This is a genomic window from Glaciibacter superstes DSM 21135 (assembly GCF_000421145.1).
GTDB classification, from domain to species: Bacteria; Actinomycetota; Actinomycetes; order Actinomycetales; family Microbacteriaceae; genus Cryobacterium; species Cryobacterium superstes.
In genome coordinates, this window is the sequence record NZ_ATWH01000003.1 from 251,960 (window position 1) to 271,929 (window position 19,970).

The 19,970-nt window shown below is 65.1% G+C and carries 18 protein-coding genes and 1 pseudogene; 4 read left to right on the top strand and 15 right to left on the bottom strand.

Annotated elements, in window-relative coordinates; translation table 11 throughout:
• Positions 1-2 precede the first annotated feature (2 nt).
• The 5 genes from K323_RS0105510 to map all read right to left on the bottom strand — a co-directional run bounded on the left by K323_RS0105510 (position 3) and on the right by map (position 5,093).
• Positions 3-1,034, bottom strand: coding sequence for a FecCD family ABC transporter permease (locus tag K323_RS0105510; RefSeq protein WP_022884291.1), 1,032 nt, complete (start codon positions 1,032-1,034; stop codon positions 3-5).
• Complete coding sequence (locus K323_RS0105515) at positions 1,031-2,083, bottom strand: FecCD family ABC transporter permease (RefSeq protein ID WP_022884292.1); 1,053 nt, start codon at positions 2,081-2,083, stop codon at positions 1,031-1,033. Before K323_RS0105515 ends, K323_RS0105510 begins: the two co-directional genes overlap by 4 nt.
• 30 nt (positions 2,084-2,113) lie before the next feature.
• Positions 2,114-3,169 carry an iron-siderophore ABC transporter substrate-binding protein gene (locus K323_RS0105520; protein WP_022884293.1) on the bottom strand — a complete coding sequence of 352 codons (1,056 nt, stop codon included), beginning with the start codon at positions 3,167-3,169 and terminating at the stop codon, positions 2,114-2,116.
• Positions 3,170-3,267: 98 nt separating this feature from the next.
• Entirely contained in the window at positions 3,268-4,224 is a 957-nt protein-coding gene (locus K323_RS0105525) for a siderophore-interacting protein (protein ID WP_033372453.1), read from the bottom strand.
• A gap of 101 nt (positions 4,225-4,325) precedes the next feature.
• On the bottom strand, positions 4,326-5,093 hold the full coding sequence (gene map / locus K323_RS0105530; RefSeq protein ID WP_022884295.1) for a type I methionyl aminopeptidase: 768 nt from the start codon (positions 5,091-5,093) through the stop codon (positions 4,326-4,328).
• An 81-nt stretch (positions 5,094-5,174) separates the two neighbouring features.
• Between map and K323_RS24430 the strand changes: the two genes are divergently transcribed.
• Positions 5,175-5,444: a helix-turn-helix domain-containing protein gene (locus tag K323_RS24430; RefSeq protein ID WP_022884296.1), complete on the top strand. Its 270-nt coding sequence runs from the start codon at positions 5,175-5,177 to the stop codon at positions 5,442-5,444.
• Between the two features lie 17 nt (positions 5,445-5,461).
• Here K323_RS24430 and K323_RS0105540 read toward each other — a convergent pair whose 3' ends face one another.
• From K323_RS0105540 to K323_RS0105550, 3 genes and pseudogenes are all read right to left on the bottom strand, one after another.
• Positions 5,462-6,499: a serine hydrolase domain-containing protein gene (locus tag K323_RS0105540; protein WP_169515603.1), complete on the bottom strand. Its 1,038-nt coding sequence runs from the start codon at positions 6,497-6,499 to the stop codon at positions 5,462-5,464.
• Positions 6,500-6,672: 173 nt separating this feature from the next.
• Positions 6,673-8,597: pseudogene (locus tag K323_RS28395) on the bottom strand (heavy metal translocating P-type ATPase).
• A 105-nt stretch (positions 8,598-8,702) separates the two neighbouring features.
• The gene (locus K323_RS0105550; RefSeq protein WP_022884298.1) at positions 8,703-8,942 is read right to left on the bottom strand and encodes a cation transporter; all 240 of its coding nucleotides are present in this window, start codon (positions 8,940-8,942) and stop codon (positions 8,703-8,705) included.
• A 243-nt stretch (positions 8,943-9,185) separates the two neighbouring features.
• Between K323_RS0105550 and K323_RS0105560 the strand changes: the two genes are divergently transcribed.
• Positions 9,186-10,967 (top strand): molybdopterin-dependent oxidoreductase, encoded by a 1,782-nt coding sequence (locus K323_RS0105560; protein WP_084697034.1) that lies wholly within the window; start codon positions 9,186-9,188, stop codon positions 10,965-10,967.
• A gap of 42 nt (positions 10,968-11,009) precedes the next feature.
• On the opposite strand, the gene K323_RS0105565 is transcribed toward K323_RS0105560, so the two are convergent.
• The 3 genes from K323_RS0105565 to K323_RS0105575 form a co-directional block, all read right to left on the bottom strand.
• The gene (locus K323_RS0105565) at positions 11,010-11,714 is read right to left on the bottom strand and encodes a Crp/Fnr family transcriptional regulator (RefSeq protein ID WP_245570924.1); all 705 of its coding nucleotides are present in this window, start codon (positions 11,712-11,714) and stop codon (positions 11,010-11,012) included.
• A gap of 187 nt (positions 11,715-11,901) precedes the next feature.
• Positions 11,902-12,555: an NADPH-dependent F420 reductase gene (locus tag K323_RS0105570; protein ID WP_022884302.1), complete on the bottom strand. Its 654-nt coding sequence runs from the start codon at positions 12,553-12,555 to the stop codon at positions 11,902-11,904.
• Positions 12,552-13,409, bottom strand: a complete 858-nt coding sequence (locus tag K323_RS0105575; RefSeq protein ID WP_022884303.1) for a helix-turn-helix domain-containing protein — start codon at positions 13,407-13,409, stop codon at positions 12,552-12,554. Before K323_RS0105575 ends, K323_RS0105570 begins: the two co-directional genes overlap by 4 nt.
• Before the next feature lie 139 nt (positions 13,410-13,548).
• Between K323_RS0105575 and K323_RS0105580 the strand changes: the two genes are divergently transcribed.
• Together K323_RS0105580 and K323_RS0105585 are read left to right on the top strand one after the other, a co-directional pair.
• The gene (locus K323_RS0105580) at positions 13,549-14,232 is read left to right on the top strand and encodes an SDR family NAD(P)-dependent oxidoreductase (RefSeq protein ID WP_022884304.1); all 684 of its coding nucleotides are present in this window, start codon (positions 13,549-13,551) and stop codon (positions 14,230-14,232) included.
• Positions 14,226-15,422, top strand: coding sequence for an MFS transporter (locus tag K323_RS0105585; RefSeq protein WP_022884305.1), 1,197 nt, complete (start codon positions 14,226-14,228; stop codon positions 15,420-15,422). Before K323_RS0105580 ends, K323_RS0105585 begins: the two co-directional genes overlap by 7 nt.
• Before the next feature lie 77 nt (positions 15,423-15,499).
• Here the strand turns inward: K323_RS0105585 and K323_RS0105590 are convergent, their stop codons facing one another.
• The 4 genes from K323_RS0105590 to K323_RS0105605 all read right to left on the bottom strand — a co-directional run bounded on the left by K323_RS0105590 (position 15,500) and on the right by K323_RS0105605 (position 19,951).
• The gene (locus tag K323_RS0105590; protein ID WP_245570925.1) at positions 15,500-15,895 is read right to left on the bottom strand and encodes a GNAT family N-acetyltransferase; all 396 of its coding nucleotides are present in this window, start codon (positions 15,893-15,895) and stop codon (positions 15,500-15,502) included.
• A gap of 389 nt (positions 15,896-16,284) precedes the next feature.
• Positions 16,285-16,770 (bottom strand): GNAT family N-acetyltransferase, encoded by a 486-nt coding sequence (locus K323_RS30830; RefSeq protein ID WP_084697035.1) that lies wholly within the window; start codon positions 16,768-16,770, stop codon positions 16,285-16,287.
• A gap of 111 nt (positions 16,771-16,881) precedes the next feature.
• On the bottom strand, positions 16,882-19,011 hold the full coding sequence (locus K323_RS24440) for an iron ABC transporter permease (RefSeq protein WP_022884308.1): 2,130 nt from the start codon (positions 19,009-19,011) through the stop codon (positions 16,882-16,884).
• Positions 18,983-19,951, bottom strand: a complete 969-nt coding sequence (locus K323_RS0105605) for an iron-siderophore ABC transporter substrate-binding protein (RefSeq protein ID WP_022884309.1) — start codon at positions 19,949-19,951, stop codon at positions 18,983-18,985. The genes K323_RS24440 and K323_RS0105605 overlap by 29 nt, the downstream gene beginning before the upstream one ends.
• Positions 19,952-19,970: the final 19 nt, after the last annotated feature.

Sequence of the window (19,970 nt, forward strand, 5' to 3'; positions counted from 1 at the left end):
CACTAGACGGTTCCCTTCTTCCATTGCGCGACGAGCAGGTAGCCGAGGTAGATCCCGCCAAGGATGGCAGTGAGCACGCCAACCGGCAACTGCACCTCGAATGGCAGCTGCTGTGCGAGCAGATCAGCGAATGTGAGCAGGAACGCGCCCATCAGGGCGGACAGCGCCACGTTCGGCCCCGCACTGCGGCTGAGGCGCCTGGCGATCTGCGGCGCCGTGAGTGCGATGAAGGCGATCGGACCAGCGACGCTCACTGCGGCGGTTGCAAGTCCGATGGCGACGAGGACCGCCAGCAGTCTCGTCTGGCCGCTTCGTGCGCCCAGACTGTCTGCCTGGTCGTCGCCCATTTCCATCAGTTGAAGCCGACGGCTCAACAGCAGCGCACATGGAAGCAGCATGGCCACGCTCGCCCAGATGACGGCCGCGTCGCTCCACGAACGCGATGCCAGGCTGCCGTTGAGGTAAGTGGCGAGCACCGTCGCCTGTTCGAGCCCCGCCCTGGTGATGACAAACTGCACAAACGCGAGGGACATCGCCGATACGCCGATGCCGATCAGAAGCATCCGTGCCGGAGAGGAGAAGCCCTTTCCCGTTCCGAGCCAGACCAGGAGCATGGCAGCGAGCGCGCCGAGGAGTGCACCGACGGGCAGGGGCAGGATGCCGGGCCAGAGCAGTCCGAATGCCGCTGCGCCGGCCGAGGCCCCTGCGGTCAGGCCGATCACGTCCGGGCTGCCGAGGGGGTTGCGGGTGACGGTCTGGAACAGGGTGCCGGCGATGCCGAAGGCCGCGCCGGCGGCGATCGCCACAACCAGGCGCGGCCCTCGGAAGACGCCGAGCACGATCTTGTCGGGGCCGCTACTCGACCCCAGGATCGCCGGCACCAGGTCGGGAAGGGCGATTCCCAGTCGTCCGAGGGTGAGCGTCAGAACGGCGCTGACCAGGATGCCGACGACGACGATTCCGGCGACGACAAGACTGCGCCGTCGCACCGTCAGGCTCAGCCACTGTCCTGCCCGCAGCGTGGTCTGGCTCATGCCGCAGCCTTCATCCGTCGTACGGCCAGGACCAGGATGGGCCCCCCGACGAATGCCGTGACGATGCCGACCATGAGTTCGGTCGGGCTGGCGACGACGCGCCCGAGGATGTCGGCGGCGAGGAGCAGCGCCGGACCGGCGACCAGGCAGTACGGCAGCAGCCAGCGGTGATCGGCACCGGTGAAACTGCGCACGATGTGCGGAACGGCGAGGCCGACGAACGAGATCGGCCCGACGGCGGCGGTCGCCGCGGCGCAGAGCAGCGTGGTCGCGACGGCCCCGAGGATGCGTGTGCGACCGACATGCGCCCCGAGCGCGCGAGCGGTGTCGTCGCCGAGCGCAAGGGCATTGAGCGACCCGGAGAGGATGAGGGCGAGCAGCAGTCCGACGACGATGAACGGAAGGATGTCGGTGACCAGCCCAGGGTCACGGCCGGCCAGGGACCCGACCACCCAGAACCGGTAGGCGTCGAAGACCTCCGGCATGGTGAGCGTGATGGCCTGGATGATCGCCACGAGCACCGCGGACACCACAACGCCGGCCAGGACGAGCCGCACCGGCGTCGCCCGTCCGCGGCCGGAGCCGAGCAGGTAGACGATGACAACCGCGGCGAACGCACCGGGAAGGGCGATCCAGACACTCGTCGCCGCCGACCCCAACCCGAGCGCGGCCGCAACCACGATCGCGGCCGCAGCCCCGGTGTTGACCCCGAACAGGCCGGGGTCGGCGAGCGGGTTCCTGGTCACGCCCTGCATGACGCCGCCCGCGACCGCGAGCGCGGCACCGACCAGCAGGCCGAGCAGCGTGCGCGGAATGCGGCTGGCGATGACGGTGTCCGCGTAACTGTCACCTGGAGCGACAAGCGCGGTCCAGACATCCGTCAGCGGGATGTATTTGTTACCGACGGCCAGGCTCAACAGGCAGACGACGATGAGCATGGCGACAAGCACGGCCAGCCACAGCACGCGAACCGAAGCGCGCCGCCGCAGGGTGCGCCGATGGGGACCGGCGGTGAGGCCGGCCCCCGATTCGGCGACGGTAGTGGTCATCGCGGGTGCCCGGTGTACAGGTCTCCGACGCTACTGTGCGACCTTCGCCACCGCATCCTTGATCATCGGAACGTACTGGTCGAGCGCCCACGGAACGCTGAGCGGGGTGAGCATGCTCGAAGCCATGCCCAGCTGGTTGTCAACGCTCGGCACATACGATCCGCGCTGCACAGCCGGGATCTGCGCGAACAACGGCTGCGCCTCGATCTGCCCCTGGTTCGCTTCGTCGTTGAACCAGGTGAAGACGACGTCGACGTCGTTCAGGAGATCAGCCCGTTCCAGGCCGACGGTCGAGGAGAAACTGCCTTGGGTGATCGGGACCTCAGCGACGGCAGACGCCATGCTCAGGCCGAGACCGGAGATGAGGTCGACGCGTGGGTCGCCCTCCTGGTAGAGCGAAAGTGTGCCGGGTTCAGCGGTGTAGACGTACGCGAAACTGACGTCGGCGAACTCGGGGTTCTCGGCCGCGGCATCCGTCAGCTCGGTGTTGATGTCGTCGATCAGCTGCGTGGCTTCGGCGCTTTTGCCGAGGGCTTCACCGATGATCTCGATCTGATCTGTCCAGCTGGTGCGCCACGGCTCGTCAGGGTATGCCACCGTCGGGGCGATCTCAGACAGCGTCGCGAACTGCTCTGCACTGATACCGGACTGCGGGGCGAGGATGAGGTCTGGGGCGAGTTCGAGCACCGACTCGACGTCGATCTCCGGGTACACATCGAAGGTGGCGGGAAGGTCGTCGCCCGCTGCTTCGATCGCATCGCGGGTCCACGGGAAGTACTGGTCGTCATCGCCGCCCCAGGTGGCCGCTTCCATTCCGACCGGAACGGTGCCGAGCGCGATCGCGGTATCGGCGGAGCCCCAGCCGATCGTGACGACGCTCTGCGGGTCGCTGGGAATCACGGCGTCACCGAGTGCGCTTTCGATGGTCACCGGGAATGCGCCATCGGCCGCGGAGTCGCCCGTTGCGTCCGTGTCTCCCGGCGTGCTTGCACAGCCGGCGAGCAGTAGCGCACTAGCCGTTGCAACGGCTGCGAGCCGTGCTCGCGCTGCAAAGCGGCGGGATCGGATGGGGTCGGTAGCGCGCACAGGCGTTCCCTTCGTTGGATGCGGGTATCGGTGATGGAGATGTGCCGCGCCGGTGCGGCCTGCCCGGCAGCAGCCGGGAAAGATTCTGTGGAACGGATTCAGTTCGCTTCGGCCCGACCGCTGCGCCAGTAGCCCATGAAGGCCACCTGCCTGCGGTCGATTCCGGTTTCGGAGACCAGGAAGCGGCGGAGCGTCTTGATGACGCCTGCCTCCCCAGCCAGCCACGCGTACAGGTCGCTGCCGTGGGTCGTCGCCTCCGGCACCTCCCAGAGGATGTCATTCTCAATGTCGACGTCTGCGATTTCGGCGCCACGCTGCGCGGTTGTCACCGAACGTGTCGTCCAGGCCCTGACAGCCGATTCGAGAGCTGAGCCATGTGCCTCGTGCGTGGACGATTCATGGTGCAGAGCGGCTTTGGCCCTGGCGAGCCAGGTGACCTGCACGCCATCCGGGGCCCCGGTCTCCATCGCGTCCCGCTCGTCTGGAACCTCGATGAAGGCGCACCCGCGGGCGTCGCGCGGGAGGGCGGCCAGGATGGCGCAGATGGCTGGCGCCGCGGTCTCGTCTCCGGCGAGCAGCACGCTGCGCGCATCGCCGGGGCGCCATTCGATTCCACTGCGTGGGTTTGGTCCGAGCGCGTCAGGGCCGACGATCACAAGCTCGTCGCCGACGACGGCCCTGCGCACCCAGCGCGACGCCGGACCGGTGTCTCCGTGCGCCACGAAGTCGATGTCTATCTCGCGATCCGCGGGGCGTACAGAGCGCACCGTGTAGGTGCGGATCGGGTTGCGATGGCTGTCTGGAAGCTCACGCCAGGCCGCATACCAGGACTCGTCCTCCGGCAGTGCGGAGATGCCGACGCCCGGAAGCGGGAGGATGAGCTTCACCCGCTGGTCGAGGCCCGCCGTGCCGAAGTCGTACAGTTCGGCTCCGGTGAAGGTGACCCTCGTGAAGGTGTCGGAGAGTTGCCTGATGGCCGCCACCGAGACCGTGAACGGACGATAGCTGGGCCTCGCCTGGCGCACGGGTGCGGGGGCGTCAGTCGAAGTAAGCATTGCCTAAGTATGGCATGCCTAACCTAAAGTCGTCCAGCCGTCCAGGCCTGATCGGACCGTCACATCCGTTCGCCTCGCCCGTCGCCTGCCATCACTGACTGTCAGCTGCGTCGGGTGAGCGTGATCGGGCCGTCGGCGGTGATCGCGATGGTGTGTTCTGAGTGGGCGGTGCGACTTCCGTCTGCGCTGCGCAGTGTCCAGCCATCGCGGTCGACCCGGAGCTTGTCTGTACCGCGCATGAACCACGGCTCGATCGCTATGACAAGTCCTGGTCTGAGCGGGAAGCCACGACCGGCGCGACCGGAGTTGGGAATGTGTGGGTCGCCATGCATGGTTCGGCCGACGCCGTGGCCACCGAACTCCAGGTTCACGCTGAGACCTGCGTCGTGTGCGACGCTTCCGATGGCATGGGAGATGTCGCCGATCTTGTTTCCCACCATGGCGGCCGCGATTCCGGCGTCGAGAGCGCGCTCGGTGAGTGCAATAAGTTCGAGATCTTCGGGGCGAGCTGTGCCGACCACGATGCTGATGGCGGAGTCCGCTACCCAACCGTTGACGCTGGCCGCGAAGTCGAGTGTGAGCAGGTCTCCGTCGTGAAGACGGTATGGGTTGGGCTTGCCGTGAAGAACGGCGTCATTGACCGATGTGCACAGGACGTATCCGAACGGTCCAGAGCCGAACGACGGCGCGTAGTCCAGATAAGAGGATTGTGCGCCGCGCTGCCGGATGAGCTCGTGGGCGAGTGCGTCCAACTCGAGCAGGCTCACACCGACTGCGGCGCGATCTTTCAGCGCCTCAAGGGTTGAAGCGACAAACGTGCCGGCTGCCTTCATCTCGTCTATCTCGCCTGCTGTGCGCAATTCGATCATCTCGCTCCTCCATTCTGCGGGTGTCGGCATCAATGCCGAGGCGAATACCGGTATTACTATACCGGTACTATTATTGGTGTCATGGTTCGTGTTCCGCTCACTCCCGCCGAAGTCAGGCGAGGCCGCGATTTGGGTGCTGCGTTGCGGGAAGCGCGCGGCTCACGAACGATGGTGGACGTCGCATCGCGTGCCGCAATCTCCGTCGAAACGCTTCGCAAGATCGAGACCGGACGCAGCCCCTCACCGGAATTCTTCACGATCCTGCGGATCTGCTCTGCATTGGGCATCACCATGGACGAGCTGTCGCCGTACAGCGTCGACAACGACGTTGCGGTCGCCACCGCTTTATAGCGAGCTGCCCGGCCTGCTCACTGGGGTATGGGCTTGTCGAGCAGGTCCCAGCCGTACGATTTGGCGATCCGGTCCTGGATCTCCGTTATCACCGACCCACCGTTGTCGCCGTTGTCGCCGTTGGTCATGATCACGGCACCGTAGCCCTTGGCGACGTGCGCGATGACTTGAGCCTTGTAGCCCCAGTTGTCGCCGCCGTGCTCGAAGTACCAGCCCTCACCCTTCTGCGACACCATGAAGCCGACCGCGAACGGGCCAACGCCCACCGGTGTCACCATGTTCCGCATCGTCGTTTGGTCCAGGACCAGCGACGACCGCCCTGCCAGCGTTCGCTGAACCTCGACCATGAATCTGGCCAGGTCACCAGGTGTCGTCCACAGGCCGGCAGCCGCCTGCTCCGGATACACGTGCCACCGAGTGCTCATCGTCGAACCCGCGTGGTCGTGTGCACGGGCGGCCCGGTGTTCGAGTTCGGCCGACAAAGGCTGCTCGTAGGTGCTCATCGACATGCCGATCGGCTGCAGAACCCAGTCGTTCATGATCTGCGTAAATGGCTCCTCGACGGTGTCGGTGAGCACGAGCTGCTGAACCTGGATACCACCCCCGGAATACTGATAACCCGTCATCGCCGGACGCACCAGCCGCACTGCCGGCAAATTCGAGGGCGGCTGTCCATCGAGCACCTGCAACACAGTGGGCAGTGGTTCGCCCGGTTCATACCCGGGGAAACCAAACCCGTCTCCGAGGCCGGCGGTGTGGCTCATGAGCATCCGTGGTGTAACGGCGGGGCCTCCGCCGAATGGCGCATCCGGAAGTTTCCAGCTCTTCAGGATGGTATTGACGTCGTGGTCGAGCTCGAACAACCCGAGCTGCGCCGCCTTCAGCGACGCCATTGCCGCCACTGGCTTGCTGATCGAGGCTGCCTGGTAGAGCGTCTCATCGGTCGCATTCTCACCGGATTCCGCGTCCGCGGCACCCCACGACTTCGTCCATGCGACCTCGAAGTCATCAATCACAGCAACGCTGACACCGGGCACATGAAAGTGGTCAAGCAACTGCGCAATGGTCAGAGAGTCGACCCCCTGGAGGTCCGGCGACTGCGCGCCCTCGATCTCCGCGATCCACGTGGCATGTGTCTCCGATGGACGTGGCCGACTGACTGGCATGCTCACGACCGTACCGTACCGCACCGTTCCGTTCGCCATCGCCGTGTCGTTGGCCGGCGGGCTTAGCTCGTGCTCGGCTGAATCCTGATGGATGCCGCGGACACCGTTGCTGTGACAGTGGTGTCACGTCCGCGGCGAAGCAGCCGCATGGCGTGACGATGACGATCAGGACTGACGCTTCGTGAAGGAGCATTCCGATAGACATTGTCACGCCGCCCAGCAGTACGCCAAGCAAGAGCAGGGACACGGTGATGAGGGCGATGGCGATGTTCTGGCGCATATTGTTCACCGTGCGCTTGGCCAGAGAGATCGCCTCGGGGAGCTTGAGAAGGTTATCGCCCATCAAGGCGATGTCAGCGGTTTCCACTGCCACGGCCGACCCGGCTGCTCCCATCGCGACTCCGATGTTAGCCGTAGCGAGAGCGGGTGCGTCGTTCACACCGTCACCGACCATTGCCACGACATGCCCCTCCGCCTGCAGCTGGGCGACAACGTTGAGTTTGTCTTCGGGCAGCAACGAGGCACGGACCTCGTCGACGCCAGCGATCGCCCCAACGGCATTGGCGACCAGCGGCGCATCGCCGGTGAGCATGATGACTTTCTTGATACCCCCGGCATGCAGCTCCTTCACCATCTGGGCGGCATCGGGGCGGACTTCGTCGGCGACACCGACCACACCGGCCACTCCCTCATCAACGGCGACGATCATCGGCGTGCGGCCCGCCTCGGCCAGCTCGTCGGCAATGCGAGCCGCGACAGCGGTGCCCTCGATTCCGTACTGCGCAAGCAGGGCGAGGTTGCCGATCAGAACCCGGCGGCCTCCCGTGTTGACCGCGATGCCCTTGCCTGGCACCGGCTCGATCGACTCCGGCAGACCGATGACACTGAAGCCCTCGCGCTTTGCGGCATCCAGTATCGCTTCGGCCAATGGGTGCTCTGAGCCTGCTTCGGCGCGACCGGCCCAGGTCAGAACCTGCTCTCGGGTCATGCCTCGGTTCAGCACAACCACGTCAGTCACACGGGGCTGGCCCATTGTCAGAGTGCCCGTCTTGTCCACAGCGACGGCGGTGATCTTCGCGGAAGTCTCCAGATACTCTCCGCCCTTGATGAGGATGCCATCCTTTGCCGCACGGCCGACGCCGGCAACGATGGACACGGGGATGGAGATGACGAGCGCTCCGGGGCAGCCGATGACGAGAAGTGTCAGCGCCAGGACGACGTCGGTGGCGAGCACGCCGACGACGAGGGCCAGGATCATGATGGCGGGTGTGTACCAAGCCGAGAACCGGTCCATGAACACTTGGGTTTTGGCCTTGGCCTCCTGCGCGTCTTCGACCCGGTGGATGATCCTGGCCAGTGTGGTGTCAGCACCGACGCCGGTAGCAAACACCTGCAGGAATCCGCTCCGTGAGACGGTGCCGGCGAACACCCGATCGCCGATCACTTTCGCCACCGGCATTGATTCACCGGTGATCGACGCTTCATCGAGGGTGCCGGTACCGCCGGCGACTTCGCCGTCGACGGGAACCTTGGCACCGTTCTTGACCAGGACCGTCTCACCCATGATCACCGCGGCGGCAGAAACCTCCACCTGCTCGCCGTCGCGCATAACGATGGCGACGTCGGGAGCAACAGCGACCAGTTCAGCCAGAGCAGACCGGGTCTTGTTCAGGGTTGCCGTCTCAAGGGCATGACCGATCGCGAAGAGGAAAGTCACCGCGGCGGCCTCCCAATACTGACCGATAACGACCGCACCGATCGCGGCCACCGAAACCAGCAGATCGATACCGATGACTTTCGCTCGAAGCGCTCGCGCCGCGTTCATCACGATGCGGGTACCAGCCACCACCGCGGCGGCCACCATAACGATGTTGCCGATCGTGTCGAAACGCGGAACCTGCAGCATCACGAGCGCGACGATGATCAGTAACCCCGAGACGGCCGGGATCGCCCACCGGTTGTTCATCCCGCTGCGTAACGTGCTCATGGCGCTTACCTTTCTTTGAGACTGATGAGACCCTGGGCCGCGGGTGCATTTCACAACGCAAATGACTGCGGGTCCCGCGGCCCTGCTGCGCGGCAACGGCGCGGGTCAAATGGCTGTCGGGTGCGACTCGTAACCGACTTTTGCGACTGTCGCCACCAAATCGTCGACGCTCACGACCAACGGGTCGTGGTCGATCTCGATGCGGGCGGAGGCGAAGTGAACCGTGACGGCGGAAACCCCGTCGACACGCCCGACCTGCTTCTCGATCTTCGACACGCAGGAGGGGCAGGAAAAGCCTTCAGCGCGCAGAATCGTGCGCGTGTTGGTGGGTGCGGTGGTGGTCATGGTGTGGTCCTTCCGTGGCGCAATCACCCCGCTTGTCGGGGCAATCACGACGTTACGTTTGCCCACCGAAGCGCACCATGACGCGCGTCATTTAGCCACAACTACGTGCTGGAAGCCCAATCGCACTTCCGGCGAGGAACGTTGTGGATACGCATAATTCTCCTGGTCATCGCGCCATTTTTGACCGACTGGCCGGCGCCCGTCAACACGGCCGCCAGCTGAAGGGGGGCTAGGCTCCGGAGCATGGCTACTTCTTCTGAAGACCAACATGTTCCTGCAGCAGATATTGGGGCCGGGGGCAAACGGCGGAGTTTTCGTGAGGAACTCGACGAAAGACATTACACAGCTGTGGACGAGCACTGGGCGGGAGGCGTGCCGGCACAGTATGGTGTCGCCCCAAGAGTGCGCATCGGTAACAGCAAGTGGTTCAACCTGTTATGGCTGATCCCGATCGGCCTCGTGCTGTTGATCATCGGGATCGCGATCGCCAAAGGCATCCGTGAGCTGCCCGCGGTGGAGGACTTCATACACCGCTACCCGGGTACATCAGAGCTGCCGGACAACGCACCGGTCGGATTCCCGGCCTGGCTCGGCTGGCAGCATTTCCTGAATCTCTTCCTGATGATCTTCATCATCCGCTCCGGGGTCACGATCATCGCCGACCACCCCCGGTTCTACTGGACCAGGCACTCAACACCCAGTAAAGACTGGTTCCGCATACAGAAACCGGTGCCAACCGATCCGCTCTACACCGCAAAGCAGGACTCGATCACCCTTCCAGACGGTGTTGGCCTTCCCGGGCGGCGCCACTCCATCGGACTGGCCAGATGGTGGCATCTCGGAGTCGATACTCTGTGGCTGCTCAACGGCATCATCTTCTACATCCTCATCTTCACGACCGGGCAATGGATGCGACTGGTGCCGCTCAGCTGGGATGTCATTCCGCACTCCATTTCGGTCGCGATCCAATACCTGTCCCTTGATTGGCCGGCGGAGGAGGGCTGGGTCAATTACAACGGCCTGCAGCTGATCGCCTACTTCATCACCGTCTTCATCGCCGCTCCGGCCGCGCTGATCACCGGGCTCGGAATGTCGCCGGCGCTCTCGACGCGGTTCCGTGCCATCAGCTCGGTCTTCAGCATCCAGGTGGCCCGATCGCTGCACTTCCTCGTACTGTGCTGGTTCGTCATGTTCATCGTCGTTCACGTGACCCTCGTGCTGACGACCGGCGCCCTCCGTAACCTCAATCACATGTACGCCTCGCAGGACACCGACTCCTGGGTGGGATTTTGGATCTTCGCAGCCTCCATGGTCGTCGTGATCGTCGGCTGGGTCGCAGCCACACCATTCACATACCGGCATCCCCGCGTTGTGCAGAAGGTGGGTTTCGCGCTGATAGGTCCTGCGCAGCGACTCTTCGAGCACATCGATTCGAAGCCCGGCCAGTACACGGAGAAAGACATTTCGCCGTACTTCTGGCACAACGGGAAGTACCCCGAAACTGAGGAGTACAAGCGACTCGAAGAAGGCAACTTCACCGACTACAAGCTGGACATTGGCGGTCTTGTTGAGAACCCCGTGAAGCTGGATCTCGATCAGTTGCGTGCCCTTTCCTATCACGAGCAGATCACGCAGCACTTCTGCATCCAGGGTTGGTCAGGTGTCGCCAAGTGGGGCGGCGTCTCCATGCAGACCATCCTCGATATCGTCAAGCCGAAACCCGAAGCGAAGTGGGTGATCTTCTACTCCTTCGCGCTCGGACCGGAGGGTGGCCTGTACTACGACGCCCAACCCATCGAGCAGATGAGCTACAAGCTGACCATGCTCGCCTACGACATGAACGGCGAACCTGTTTCGTTCGGCCATGGTGCACCGCTTCGCCTACGCAACGAAGTGCAGCTCGGATTCAAGCTCGTTAAATGGATCAAAGGTATTGAATTCGTGGAGGACTTCTCAGAAATCGGCGGCGGGCTGGGCGGCTACAACAACGATCATGAGTTCTTCGGCTACCGGCAGTCCATCTAACGCCAGCGCGGCATCGATACGCGGCATCGATACGCTGAGGCGTTACGAAGCAACGGGAACGGCAGGTGCGGCGAGGGCGGCGAGTTCGTCCCGGTCAAGGACCGAGGTCCACCCGCGTCCCGAATCGATGACGCCGTCCTTGCGCAATTGGCTCATGGCACGGGAAACGGACTCGGCGGTCGAGCCGGTTAGCGCGGCCACGTCGGCACGAGAGAGAGGCAATTGGATCAGTGTGCCGTCTACTCCTTCGTCCGCGCCCGGCTGACCGAATTTGTCGGACAGCCGCAACAGCACCGTCGCAACTCGCTGCGCGACGGTCGCCGTAGCCTGTTGTCCGGCATCGGAGCGAGCTTGCACCAACATGACACTCACGTCGTCGAGCACACGCAACGCGACCTGAGGATACTCGAGCAGCACCTCACGAAATGCCACGGTGTCGATGCGGAGTGCGCACGTTGTCGACAGCGCCTCAGCGGTTTCTGGGTAGTTGGATCTGCCGAGAAGGCCGAGGCCTCCGAAGAGATCCCCGGGAGCGAGCAGGTCAACGATGGTGTCCTGTCCGCTCGATGCCGATTGGAAGACCTTTGCCTGGCCGGCGGCGAGCACGTAGAGATGCTCCGCCGGTTCCTCTGCCGCATAGATGGTGTCGCCTTTTGCCCACGACAGAGAGATCATCCGATCGTCTATCCGCTCGAGCTCGGCCTCCGACAGCCCCGCGAAGAACGGAATCTGCGCCAGAATCTTCATCCGCAGAGGCGCGGGGCAATCGTGCGGTTGGGCGCAGGTACTGCGGAGCGGAATCCTTCGGCGGGACAGGGTCATAAGCTCATTGTCCCCCTGGGCAGTGATGAGTTTTTTCACGCACAACGCACGAATGCTCACCGACCCACCGTTGTCGCCGCTGGTCATGTTCACGGCACCGTAGCCCCTGCGTCTACTGTTCCGCTCGTAGCCGGGTCGCTACCGCCAGGTTGCGGACGAGTGCGTCGTGGCTCTGTCCCCCCATTAAGGAACGGTGCCACACGGGCGTACCGGGGCCCGACCGCCAGGATTCGCTCAACGGACTGTTGTCGACGGAGTCGTATCCGAACGTGTCGTAAAGCCCTGTCACGAGCGAGACGGCTTCGGGATGGTCGCTCGAGACCGCCAGGTCGGGGGAACCGGCGGGTCGGGCGAAGCCAAACAGGGTCGGTGCCTGGATGTGTGTGAACGCCTTGACGATCTTCGAGGTCGGCAGCTGCTCTTGCCGCAGCTCGTGCACGGTCTTCTCGCCGGAGTCCACGACAGGGAAGTGGCCGTCGCGCCCTGGCATGTAGTTGTTCGTGTCGAGTACGATCTTGCCGGCGAGCTCCTGGGCAGGTATGTCGTTGATGAGCTTGAGCGGCACGGCAATGACGGCGAAATCGCCGGCCGCGGCGGCCTCCGCAGCGGTTGCGGCGCGAGCGGATGCACCGAGTCCGGCAATGAGCCGGGTGAGGGTTTCTGGGCCGCGGGAGTTGGCGATGACGACCGTGTATCCGTTCGCGATCGCTGCGCGGGCGATCTGAGATCCGACCTCGCCTGCGCCGATGATCCCGATCGTCGTCACGCGTGCTTCCAAATCTCGTGCAGAGCGGCCGTGGAGGGCAGGGCCGCAGAAGCAAGCATCGCCAGCTTCTCCGCGTCACTGGATGCGGCGTCCGGGTGGAACACGACGAGCATCAGCCCATTGGCGCCGGCGATGCTCATGCGCTCTCGGTTGAGGGTCAGTTCGCCGACCTGCGGGTGGTCGAACCGCATGACGCCTCCGGTCTGGCCCCGCACTTCGTGTCGGGCCCAGAGTTGGCGGAATCGAGGGCTAGCGAGCGTCAGCTCTCCGGTGAGTTCGATGAAGCGAGGGTCGTCGACGTCGTTGCCGACGGTCTGCCGCAGGTTGGCAACGAGGCATTCCGTGGCGCTTGCCCAGTCCGGGTACAGTGCCTGTCCTGCCGGGTCGAGGAACAAGTCCCGTAGCTGGTTGCCTCCGACAGCGAGGCGGGGGTCGATCGCCTGGGCCAGGGTGTTGGAGGCCAAAACGTCGAAATACCGGTTCTCGATGTACGCGGGTTGCGCGAGGGAGTCGAGCAGCTTGAGTGCACCTGGCGGAGGCGTCTGTTTGCGCGGGCGGCGCCTGCGCTGCCGGGGAACTTCCGCGACCAGGGTGAGCAAGTGGGCGAAGTGATCGTCGTCGAGGTCCAGTACGCGCGCGATTGATTCGAGCACCTGCGTGGACGGGTTCCGGTCGCGGCCGCGTTCCAACCGCAGGTAGTAGTCAGCGCTGATGCCGGCGAGCATGGCGACTTCCTCTCGGCGGAGCCCAGGCACACGCCGCGCACCGTCATCGGGGATGCCGGCCTGCTCCGGTCGCACCAGATCGCGTCTGGCTCGCAGGAACGCCGCGAGATCGTTGGTCGATTTGTCCATGCAGCAACTCTAAGCCGGTCAAGCGGTATCAGTGGGGGCCCTGTCAGACCCCGGTCCCCAGGGGACTCTGGGCAAGGGCAGCGGATGTTCGTAGTGTCACTAACGGCCTGTTCGGGCCGGACCGTTTGAGAGGACAGACATGACCGTCGCATTGATCACTGGTGCCAATAAAGGCATTGGTTTCGAGACCGCGAAGCAACTGCTTGAGCTGGGCCACACCGTCTACATCGGCGCACGCGACGTCGAAAGGGGCGAGCGCGCCGCAGCAACGCTCGGAGCGCGATTCGTGCAGCTCGACGTCACCGACGACGCATCCGTTTCGAGCGCACTGGCCGCGATCGACGCGTCCGAGGGGCACCTCGACGTCCTCGTGCACAACGCCGGAGTCCTGCACACCGCGCTCGACGGCCCCGCGGCCCTGCGCTCGTTCGACACGAACGCGGTAGGCATCGTGCGCGTCACGGAGGCGGCCCTGCCCCTGCTCCGCCGCTCGTCGAACCCCAACGTCGTCACCATCTCGAGCAGCGCCGGATCGTTCTGGGCGGTGAACAACCCCGATCGGCCGGAGTTCGATATGCCGCTCGCGCTGTACTCAGCGTCCAAGACCGCAGCCACCATGCTGACCGTGCAGTACGCGAAAGCGCAGCCGGGCATCAAGTTCAACGCCATCGAGCCTGGAACCACCGCCACCGACATGACCGCCGCCTTCGGCATCGGGCGATCGGTCGAGGAGACCGCCCGGGTCGTCGTGCGGTGGGCGACCCTGAGCGCGGACGGCCCAACGGGAACCTTCCAGGACGAAACAGGCGAGCTGGGGTGGTAAGCACCGCAACCTCATCGATATCGAACTCGACAACTTCGGCCTCGCGCACATCCGGGTCTTGGGCCGGCGTCGTCTCCCTCGGCCTGGGGATCTTCGCGATCGTCATGTCGGAGTTCCTGCCCGCGAGCCTGTTGCCGCGCATGGCCGGAGACCTCCAGGTGTCAATCGGCCAGGCGGGACAGGCCGTGAGCGTGACCGCGTTCGCGGCCGCTGCTTCCGCCCTGTTCATCTCGGTCGTCCTGCTTCGTGCAGACCGGCGACGCGTCATGATCGGTCTCACGCTCCTCGCCGTCGTCTCGAACCTGATCGTCGCATTCGCTCCGAACCTCGTCGTGCTCCTGTCCGCACGGCTCCTGCTCGGTGTCGCGCTCGGCGGATTCTGGGCGATGGCAACGGCGATGGCAGTGCACCTGGTGCACGCCGACCACGTCGGTCGCGCCCTGACCATCATCAACTCCGGCGTGGCGATCGCCACCGTCGTCGCCGTCCCGCTCGGAGCCTGGCTAGGCGAGATCTGGGGTTGGCGGGGCGTCTTCCTGCTGGGTGCGGGCGTTGCGGCGCTCGCTCTGCTCGTGCAGGCCTCGACGCTCCCGCACATCAAACCAGGCGCGGCGAGTGGCATCCGCGCTCTCGGATTGGTCCTGCGCTCGGGCGTCGTCCTGGGCGGCCTGTTGGCGGTCCTGCTGATCTTCGGTGGGCACTTCAGCGGATTCACCTACATTCGGCCGGCCGTGGAGATCCTGTCAGGTATTGACGCCGACGCTTTCGCCCTGCTGCTGCTCGTGTTCGGCGTGGCGACCTTCGTCGGCACAGCAACGAGCGGGCCACTGGCAGACCGCGCGCCGCGTGTGGGCGTGCTCCTGTTCCCGGCCGTGCTTGGTGTCGGGATGCTCGTCATGCTCGTCACCGGCGGTTCGATCGTCGGGCTGTTCGTCGCCGCCGCGGTGTGGGGGTTCGGGTTCGGCGGAATGCCGACCACATTGATGAGCTGGGGAGCGCGCATCGAACCGACACGGTTGGAGCAGATCGGCGGGGTCATCGTGACCGTCTGCAATATCGGCGTCGCCGCCGGCGCCATCATCGGAGGGTTCCTTGTCGACAGCGTCACCGCCAGCACGCCGCTCCTGATCGGCGGGATTGCGGCGATCATGGGCGCAGTCCTGCTTGCATCCTTGAGCCGGCACCGATAGCCAGCCCGCCGCCTCGGTGTTCAGAATTCGGTTCCGCCACGTCACCACTTGCGGATGCGGGTGCTCAGGTGCTCTGCCTACGCGGCGGCGCGGGTCATCCGAACCTCGCGCACATTGTCTTCGAACTTGATGGCCCCGTCGTGAACAAAACCGCTCTTCCGGTAAAAGGCTTGCGCCCGCGGATTCGGATCACCGACCCAGAGCGCGGCGTTCTCGTCTGCATCGATGACGGCGTTCAACAACGCCGTCCCCACACCACTTCCATGATGCTCGTTGAGCACATAGAGCACGTACAGCTGCTGCGTCCACGCCTCGTTTTCAACGGTGCCCGACATGGCGATACCGATCAGCGACCCCTTTCGCTCAGCGACGGCTACCCGGTTCGAGGCCCATCGCTCATCCGTCAATGCGCCGGTCCAGAAACGTTCACGACTCGGGAGCAGTTTGGGGTCATCGAGAACGGCGTCCGACATCAGACTCCCACGGTAGGTCTCCCGCCAAGACTGGACGTGAATTCGAGCCATCGCCGGTGCATCCACAGGCTCCGCAGAACGAACACGAATCTCGAATGTCATGCCGACCGAGTTTAGTGTCGAGACCGGTGTGACGAGCTAACTAAGGTGCACCGGTTCAGAGAAGGAACGCGCATCATCAAACGGACAACAAAAGCTGTTTGAGACACGCGATCGAAGCCTCGGCCATGCAATCGCCTCAGCAGAACGGCGAGGCACCGGTGCAGCTGCATCAGGCGGGCGAGTATACCCAGCCGGAGCATGCCGAGCTGTTCACGGTCGCGCGGTCAACGTGACCGGTCGGCCGACAATATCGCGACATGACTCACGCACACGCGGCATATTCAGCCTCACCGTTCGGCTATGGTGACGTCGGTCCAAAGTAGTCGGTCATTCTCTCGGAACCCGTTGCGTGCATACATTCGTGCGGAATCAACAGACGCGTGGACTGTCACATGTTCCGCGCCGTGTGCTTTCGCAGATTCCAGGACCGCATGCACAAGGGCGCCACCTACGCCCTGATCGCGGTACGCCGGTAGTACGTAGCATGATTGAAGATCACCGGCCCACCGATTGTGGCTCCGTGTAGTGGGAACACGCGGTGTCAGCGCGAGCCATGCCATCCCTATAACCTCATCTTTCTCATCAACGGCGACATGAGGCAAGTGTGTCGCCGTGTGCTCGCGCGCCCAAGCCGCTGCCTGCTCCACGAAGTTGCCTTCATCACACGACGGTTGCTCGCCGCTTTCGACTGTCCACAGCCAGCGGAGTCGGACGGCTGCCGCGATCTCAGCGTCCTGGGCAAGTCGCACAGCGAAAACGAGCGAACCGGGCATGTCACGACGCTATACGAAACACATGGCAGCAGCTAGAGATGGATATGTCAGGGTTCTGGCGTGCACGATCTCATGACCAGGGCGACCCTCGAACTCAAACAAGTTCTCGAATCAGGCGGTGCGACGCGAGCGCCAGAGCAGCCAGACGAAGTACGGCGCGCCAACGACCGCGGTCAGCAAGCCGGCCGGCAACTGGCCCGGCGCGATCACCGTGCGGCCAATCGTGTCTGCAACACACACCAGGATCGCGCCGAGCAGGGCGGACACCGGCAACACCAGCGCGTGCCGCCCGCCCACCAGAGCACGCGCGGCGTGGGGCGCGACAAGACCGACAAAGCCGATCACCCCGACTGCGGCGACGGCTGCGGTCGCCAGCAGCACGCTCACCGCGAGCAGCCAGAGCCGCGTGCGCCCCAGCGGAACCCCCAGTATCCGCGGGGTGTCGTCATCCTGCGCGAGCACATCGAGCTCCCGCCGGGCACCGGCAAGCACGGGCACGGAGATGACGAGAGCGACGACGACCGGCACCAGCTGCGGCAGCGTGCGTCCGTACGTCGACCCGGAGAGCCAGGTCAGCGCCTTCGCGGCGTTGTATGGGTCGGTGGCCACGATGAGCATGCTGGTCAGCGCCCCTGCGGCGGCCGCGACCCCGATTCCGATCAGGATCAGGCGGTTCTGACCGAATCCGCCCTTGGCCGCCAGTCCGAACACGACGACGGATGCCGCGGCAGCGCCGAGCAGGCCGCCACCGGTGACCGTCCAGAAGCTCGCGAGCGGGGCGAGGGTGATCACGACGACGGCACCGACCCCCGCGCCGCCTGTCACCCCGAGCAGGCTGGGTTCGGCGAGTGGGTTGCGGGAGACCGCCTGCACGACGGCACCCGCGAGCGCCAAGGCCGCGCCGGCGAGCAACGCGGCCAGAACCCGGGGAATGCGAGTGTTGGTCACGAAGGTGACGACCGGCCCGGCCTGGCCGGTCAACCAATTCACGAGATCGCCGGCGAGCAGCTTCGCATCGCCGAGCAGGAGCGACACAAACGTGACCCCGAGGAGGACGACAACAAGCACGACGATCAGGAGGCGCCGCATCCGTTTGCTGGAGCCCGACCCCCGGGTCAGGTCGACCCCCTGGGACGCCGGACCGGAATCGGAGAGCCGGCGGGCGAGGACGACCAGGAACAGTGCGCCGAAGAGCGTGGTCACCACGCCGGTGGGCACCTCAACACCGGCCTGGCCGCCGAAGACCAGCCGCAGCAGCACGTCGGCGCCGAGAACAACGATGACGCCCATCAGCGCTGAGGCGGGTATGAGCGCGCGGTGGCGCTGCAGCCCTGGCACGCGGGCTGCGAGCAGCCGCACCAGGGCCGGCGCGGCAAGTCCGACGAAGCCGATCGGTCCTGCGACGGTGACGGCGGCGGCCGCCAGCAATACCGCGAGCACGATGGCGATCAGCTGGGTGCGTCTCACCTGCACGCCGAGAACGGATGCCGTGTCGTCACCGAGCGCGAGGATGTCGAGTTTTCGGGCGAGCAGAAGCAACCCGAGAACGGCGAGCACAACCACCGGGCCGAGCTGATTCACGGAGTCGAGTCCGGTTTGCGCGAGTGACCCTGAGCCCCACGCGAACAGGCCTGTGGTCTCCTCGGAGAACAGCAGGAGCAGAACCGTGGTCAGAGCCGTCAGGGCGAGGGCGATGGCCGATCCGGCCAGCACCAGGCGCACAGCGCCTCCCCCACCGCCGGCCGACAACCCCATCACGAGTGCGGCCGCGGCCAGACCACCGGTGAAGGCCACGGCGCCCCCGGTCAGCGCGGGAAGCGAGATGCCGAAGGCGGCGACCACCACCACGGCGAGATACGCGCCGGCGTTGACCGCGAGGGTGTCAGGCGATGCGAGCAGGTTGCGGGCGACCGTTTGCATGACGGCGCCCGCGACGCCGAGCGCAACGCCCACCACCAGGCCGGCCAGGAGCCGTGGCACCCGCGACGCGATCAGAACAGCGGCCTCCTGGTCGCCGCCGCTGCCGGCAAGCACCGCCCAGATGTCGGCCGCGTCCACTGCCGACGATCCCTGCGTGAGGTGCACGGCGGCGAGCAGCACGGCAAGCAGGAAGCCGCCGGTCAGCACAACGCCGAGCGTGATCCTGGCCACGCCGGTCCTCGCTGCGCCAGTGGTCGCCGCGCCGGTGGTCATTGCGCCCGTGCGCACCACCTCAGCCGGCGAGGGTTGCGACGACCGCATCGATGTAGTCGTTCATCGACGACGGTCCCCCGAACATCCAGATGCCGTCGGCCAGGCGGTGCACCTTCCCGCTCTGCACGAACGGAAGCGACTGCCAGACGGCGTTGCCGGCGAGTTCGTTGCGGTAGGCGTCTTCTTCACCGTTGGTGATGTAGAAGAAGTTGACGTCGTCGAGCACCGTCAGACCCTCGACATCCGTTGCTCCGAGGCCATAGTCCGCGTCGCCCGCCTCTGGCCAGGCATTGACGAGCCCGAGTTCTTCGGTGACGTCGGAGAGCAATGAACCGGCCGCGAACGGACGGATCGACACCTGCCCACCGCTGACCCAGGAGTCGGTCATGGCGAAGTCCGTGCCGGCCAGCCCTGCCGCCTCCAGGGCGGCGGCGCCGTCCGCAAGTTTGTCGTCGAAGCCTGCGATGATGCTGTCTGCTTCGGATTCCGTTCCCGTCGCCTCCGCGATCGTGGCGAGGTTCTCCTTCATCTGCCCGATGGCATTCGAGGCGTCGGCGCTTCGCACCACGAGCACCGGCGCGAACTCCTCGATCTGTGCGATCGCGCTCTCGGCGAGGTCAGACGTTGCGACAACGAGGTCGGGAGCCAGCCCGGCGATTGCGTCGATGCTCGGCTCGCCGCGCTGGCCGACATCCGTCGCCGTGTCATCGAGCGGTTCCGACTTCACCCACGCGCCGTAACCCTTGACGTCGGCAACGCCCGTGGGCATAACGCCGAGCGCGACCAGATTCTCGACGGTGTTCCACTCCAGCGCGACGACCTTCTTGGCCGGGGCATCGAGTTCGATGGTCTCGCCTCGCGAATCGGTGATCGAGATGGCGGCCGGCCCGTCGGATTCGCCTCCGGCGTTCTCGGTGGTGCCGCAGCCGGCGAGCAGCAGAGCGGTTGCGGCTGCCGCGATGGCGAGGGTCAGGTGGCGTGTTTTCATGCGCTTCTTTCTTCGGGCG

Bases quoted from the DNA above. Each gene is read 5' to 3' on its own strand.
- K323_RS0105590 (WP_245570925.1), bottom strand. From the start codon at position 15,895: ATGTCGGACGCCGTTCTCGATGACCCCAAACTGCTCCCGAGTCGTGAA.
- K323_RS0105575 (WP_022884303.1), bottom strand. From the start codon at position 13,409: ATGGACAAATCGACCAACGATCTCGCGGCGTTCCTGCGAGCCAGACGC.
- K323_RS24440 (WP_022884308.1), bottom strand. From the start codon at position 19,011: ATGCGGTCGTCGCAACCCTCGCCGGCTGAGGTGGTGCGCACGGGCGCA.
- K323_RS0105560 (WP_084697034.1), top strand. From the start codon at position 9,186: ATGGCTACTTCTTCTGAAGACCAACATGTTCCTGCAGCAGATATTGGG.
- K323_RS0105550 (WP_022884298.1), bottom strand. From the start codon at position 8,942: ATGACCACCACCGCACCCACCAACACGCGCACGATTCTGCGCGCTGAA.
- K323_RS0105515 (WP_022884292.1), bottom strand. From the start codon at position 2,083: ATGACCACTACCGTCGCCGAATCGGGGGCCGGCCTCACCGCCGGTCCC.
- K323_RS0105525 (WP_033372453.1), bottom strand. From the start codon at position 4,224: ATGCTTACTTCGACTGACGCCCCCGCACCCGTGCGCCAGGCGAGGCCC.
- K323_RS24430 (WP_022884296.1), top strand. From the start codon at position 5,175: ATGGTTCGTGTTCCGCTCACTCCCGCCGAAGTCAGGCGAGGCCGCGAT.
- K323_RS0105605 (WP_022884309.1), bottom strand. From the start codon at position 19,951: ATGAAAACACGCCACCTGACCCTCGCCATCGCGGCAGCCGCAACCGCT.
- map (WP_022884295.1), bottom strand. From the start codon at position 5,093: ATGATCGAATTGCGCACAGCAGGCGAGATAGACGAGATGAAGGCAGCC.
- K323_RS0105580 (WP_022884304.1), top strand. From the start codon at position 13,549: ATGACCGTCGCATTGATCACTGGTGCCAATAAAGGCATTGGTTTCGAG.
- K323_RS30830 (WP_084697035.1), bottom strand. From the start codon at position 16,770: ATGCCCGGTTCGCTCGTTTTCGCTGTGCGACTTGCCCAGGACGCTGAG.
- K323_RS0105510 (WP_022884291.1), bottom strand. From the start codon at position 1,034: ATGAGCCAGACCACGCTGCGGGCAGGACAGTGGCTGAGCCTGACGGTG.
- K323_RS0105565 (WP_245570924.1), bottom strand. From the start codon at position 11,714: ATGAAGATTCTGGCGCAGATTCCGTTCTTCGCGGGGCTGTCGGAGGCC.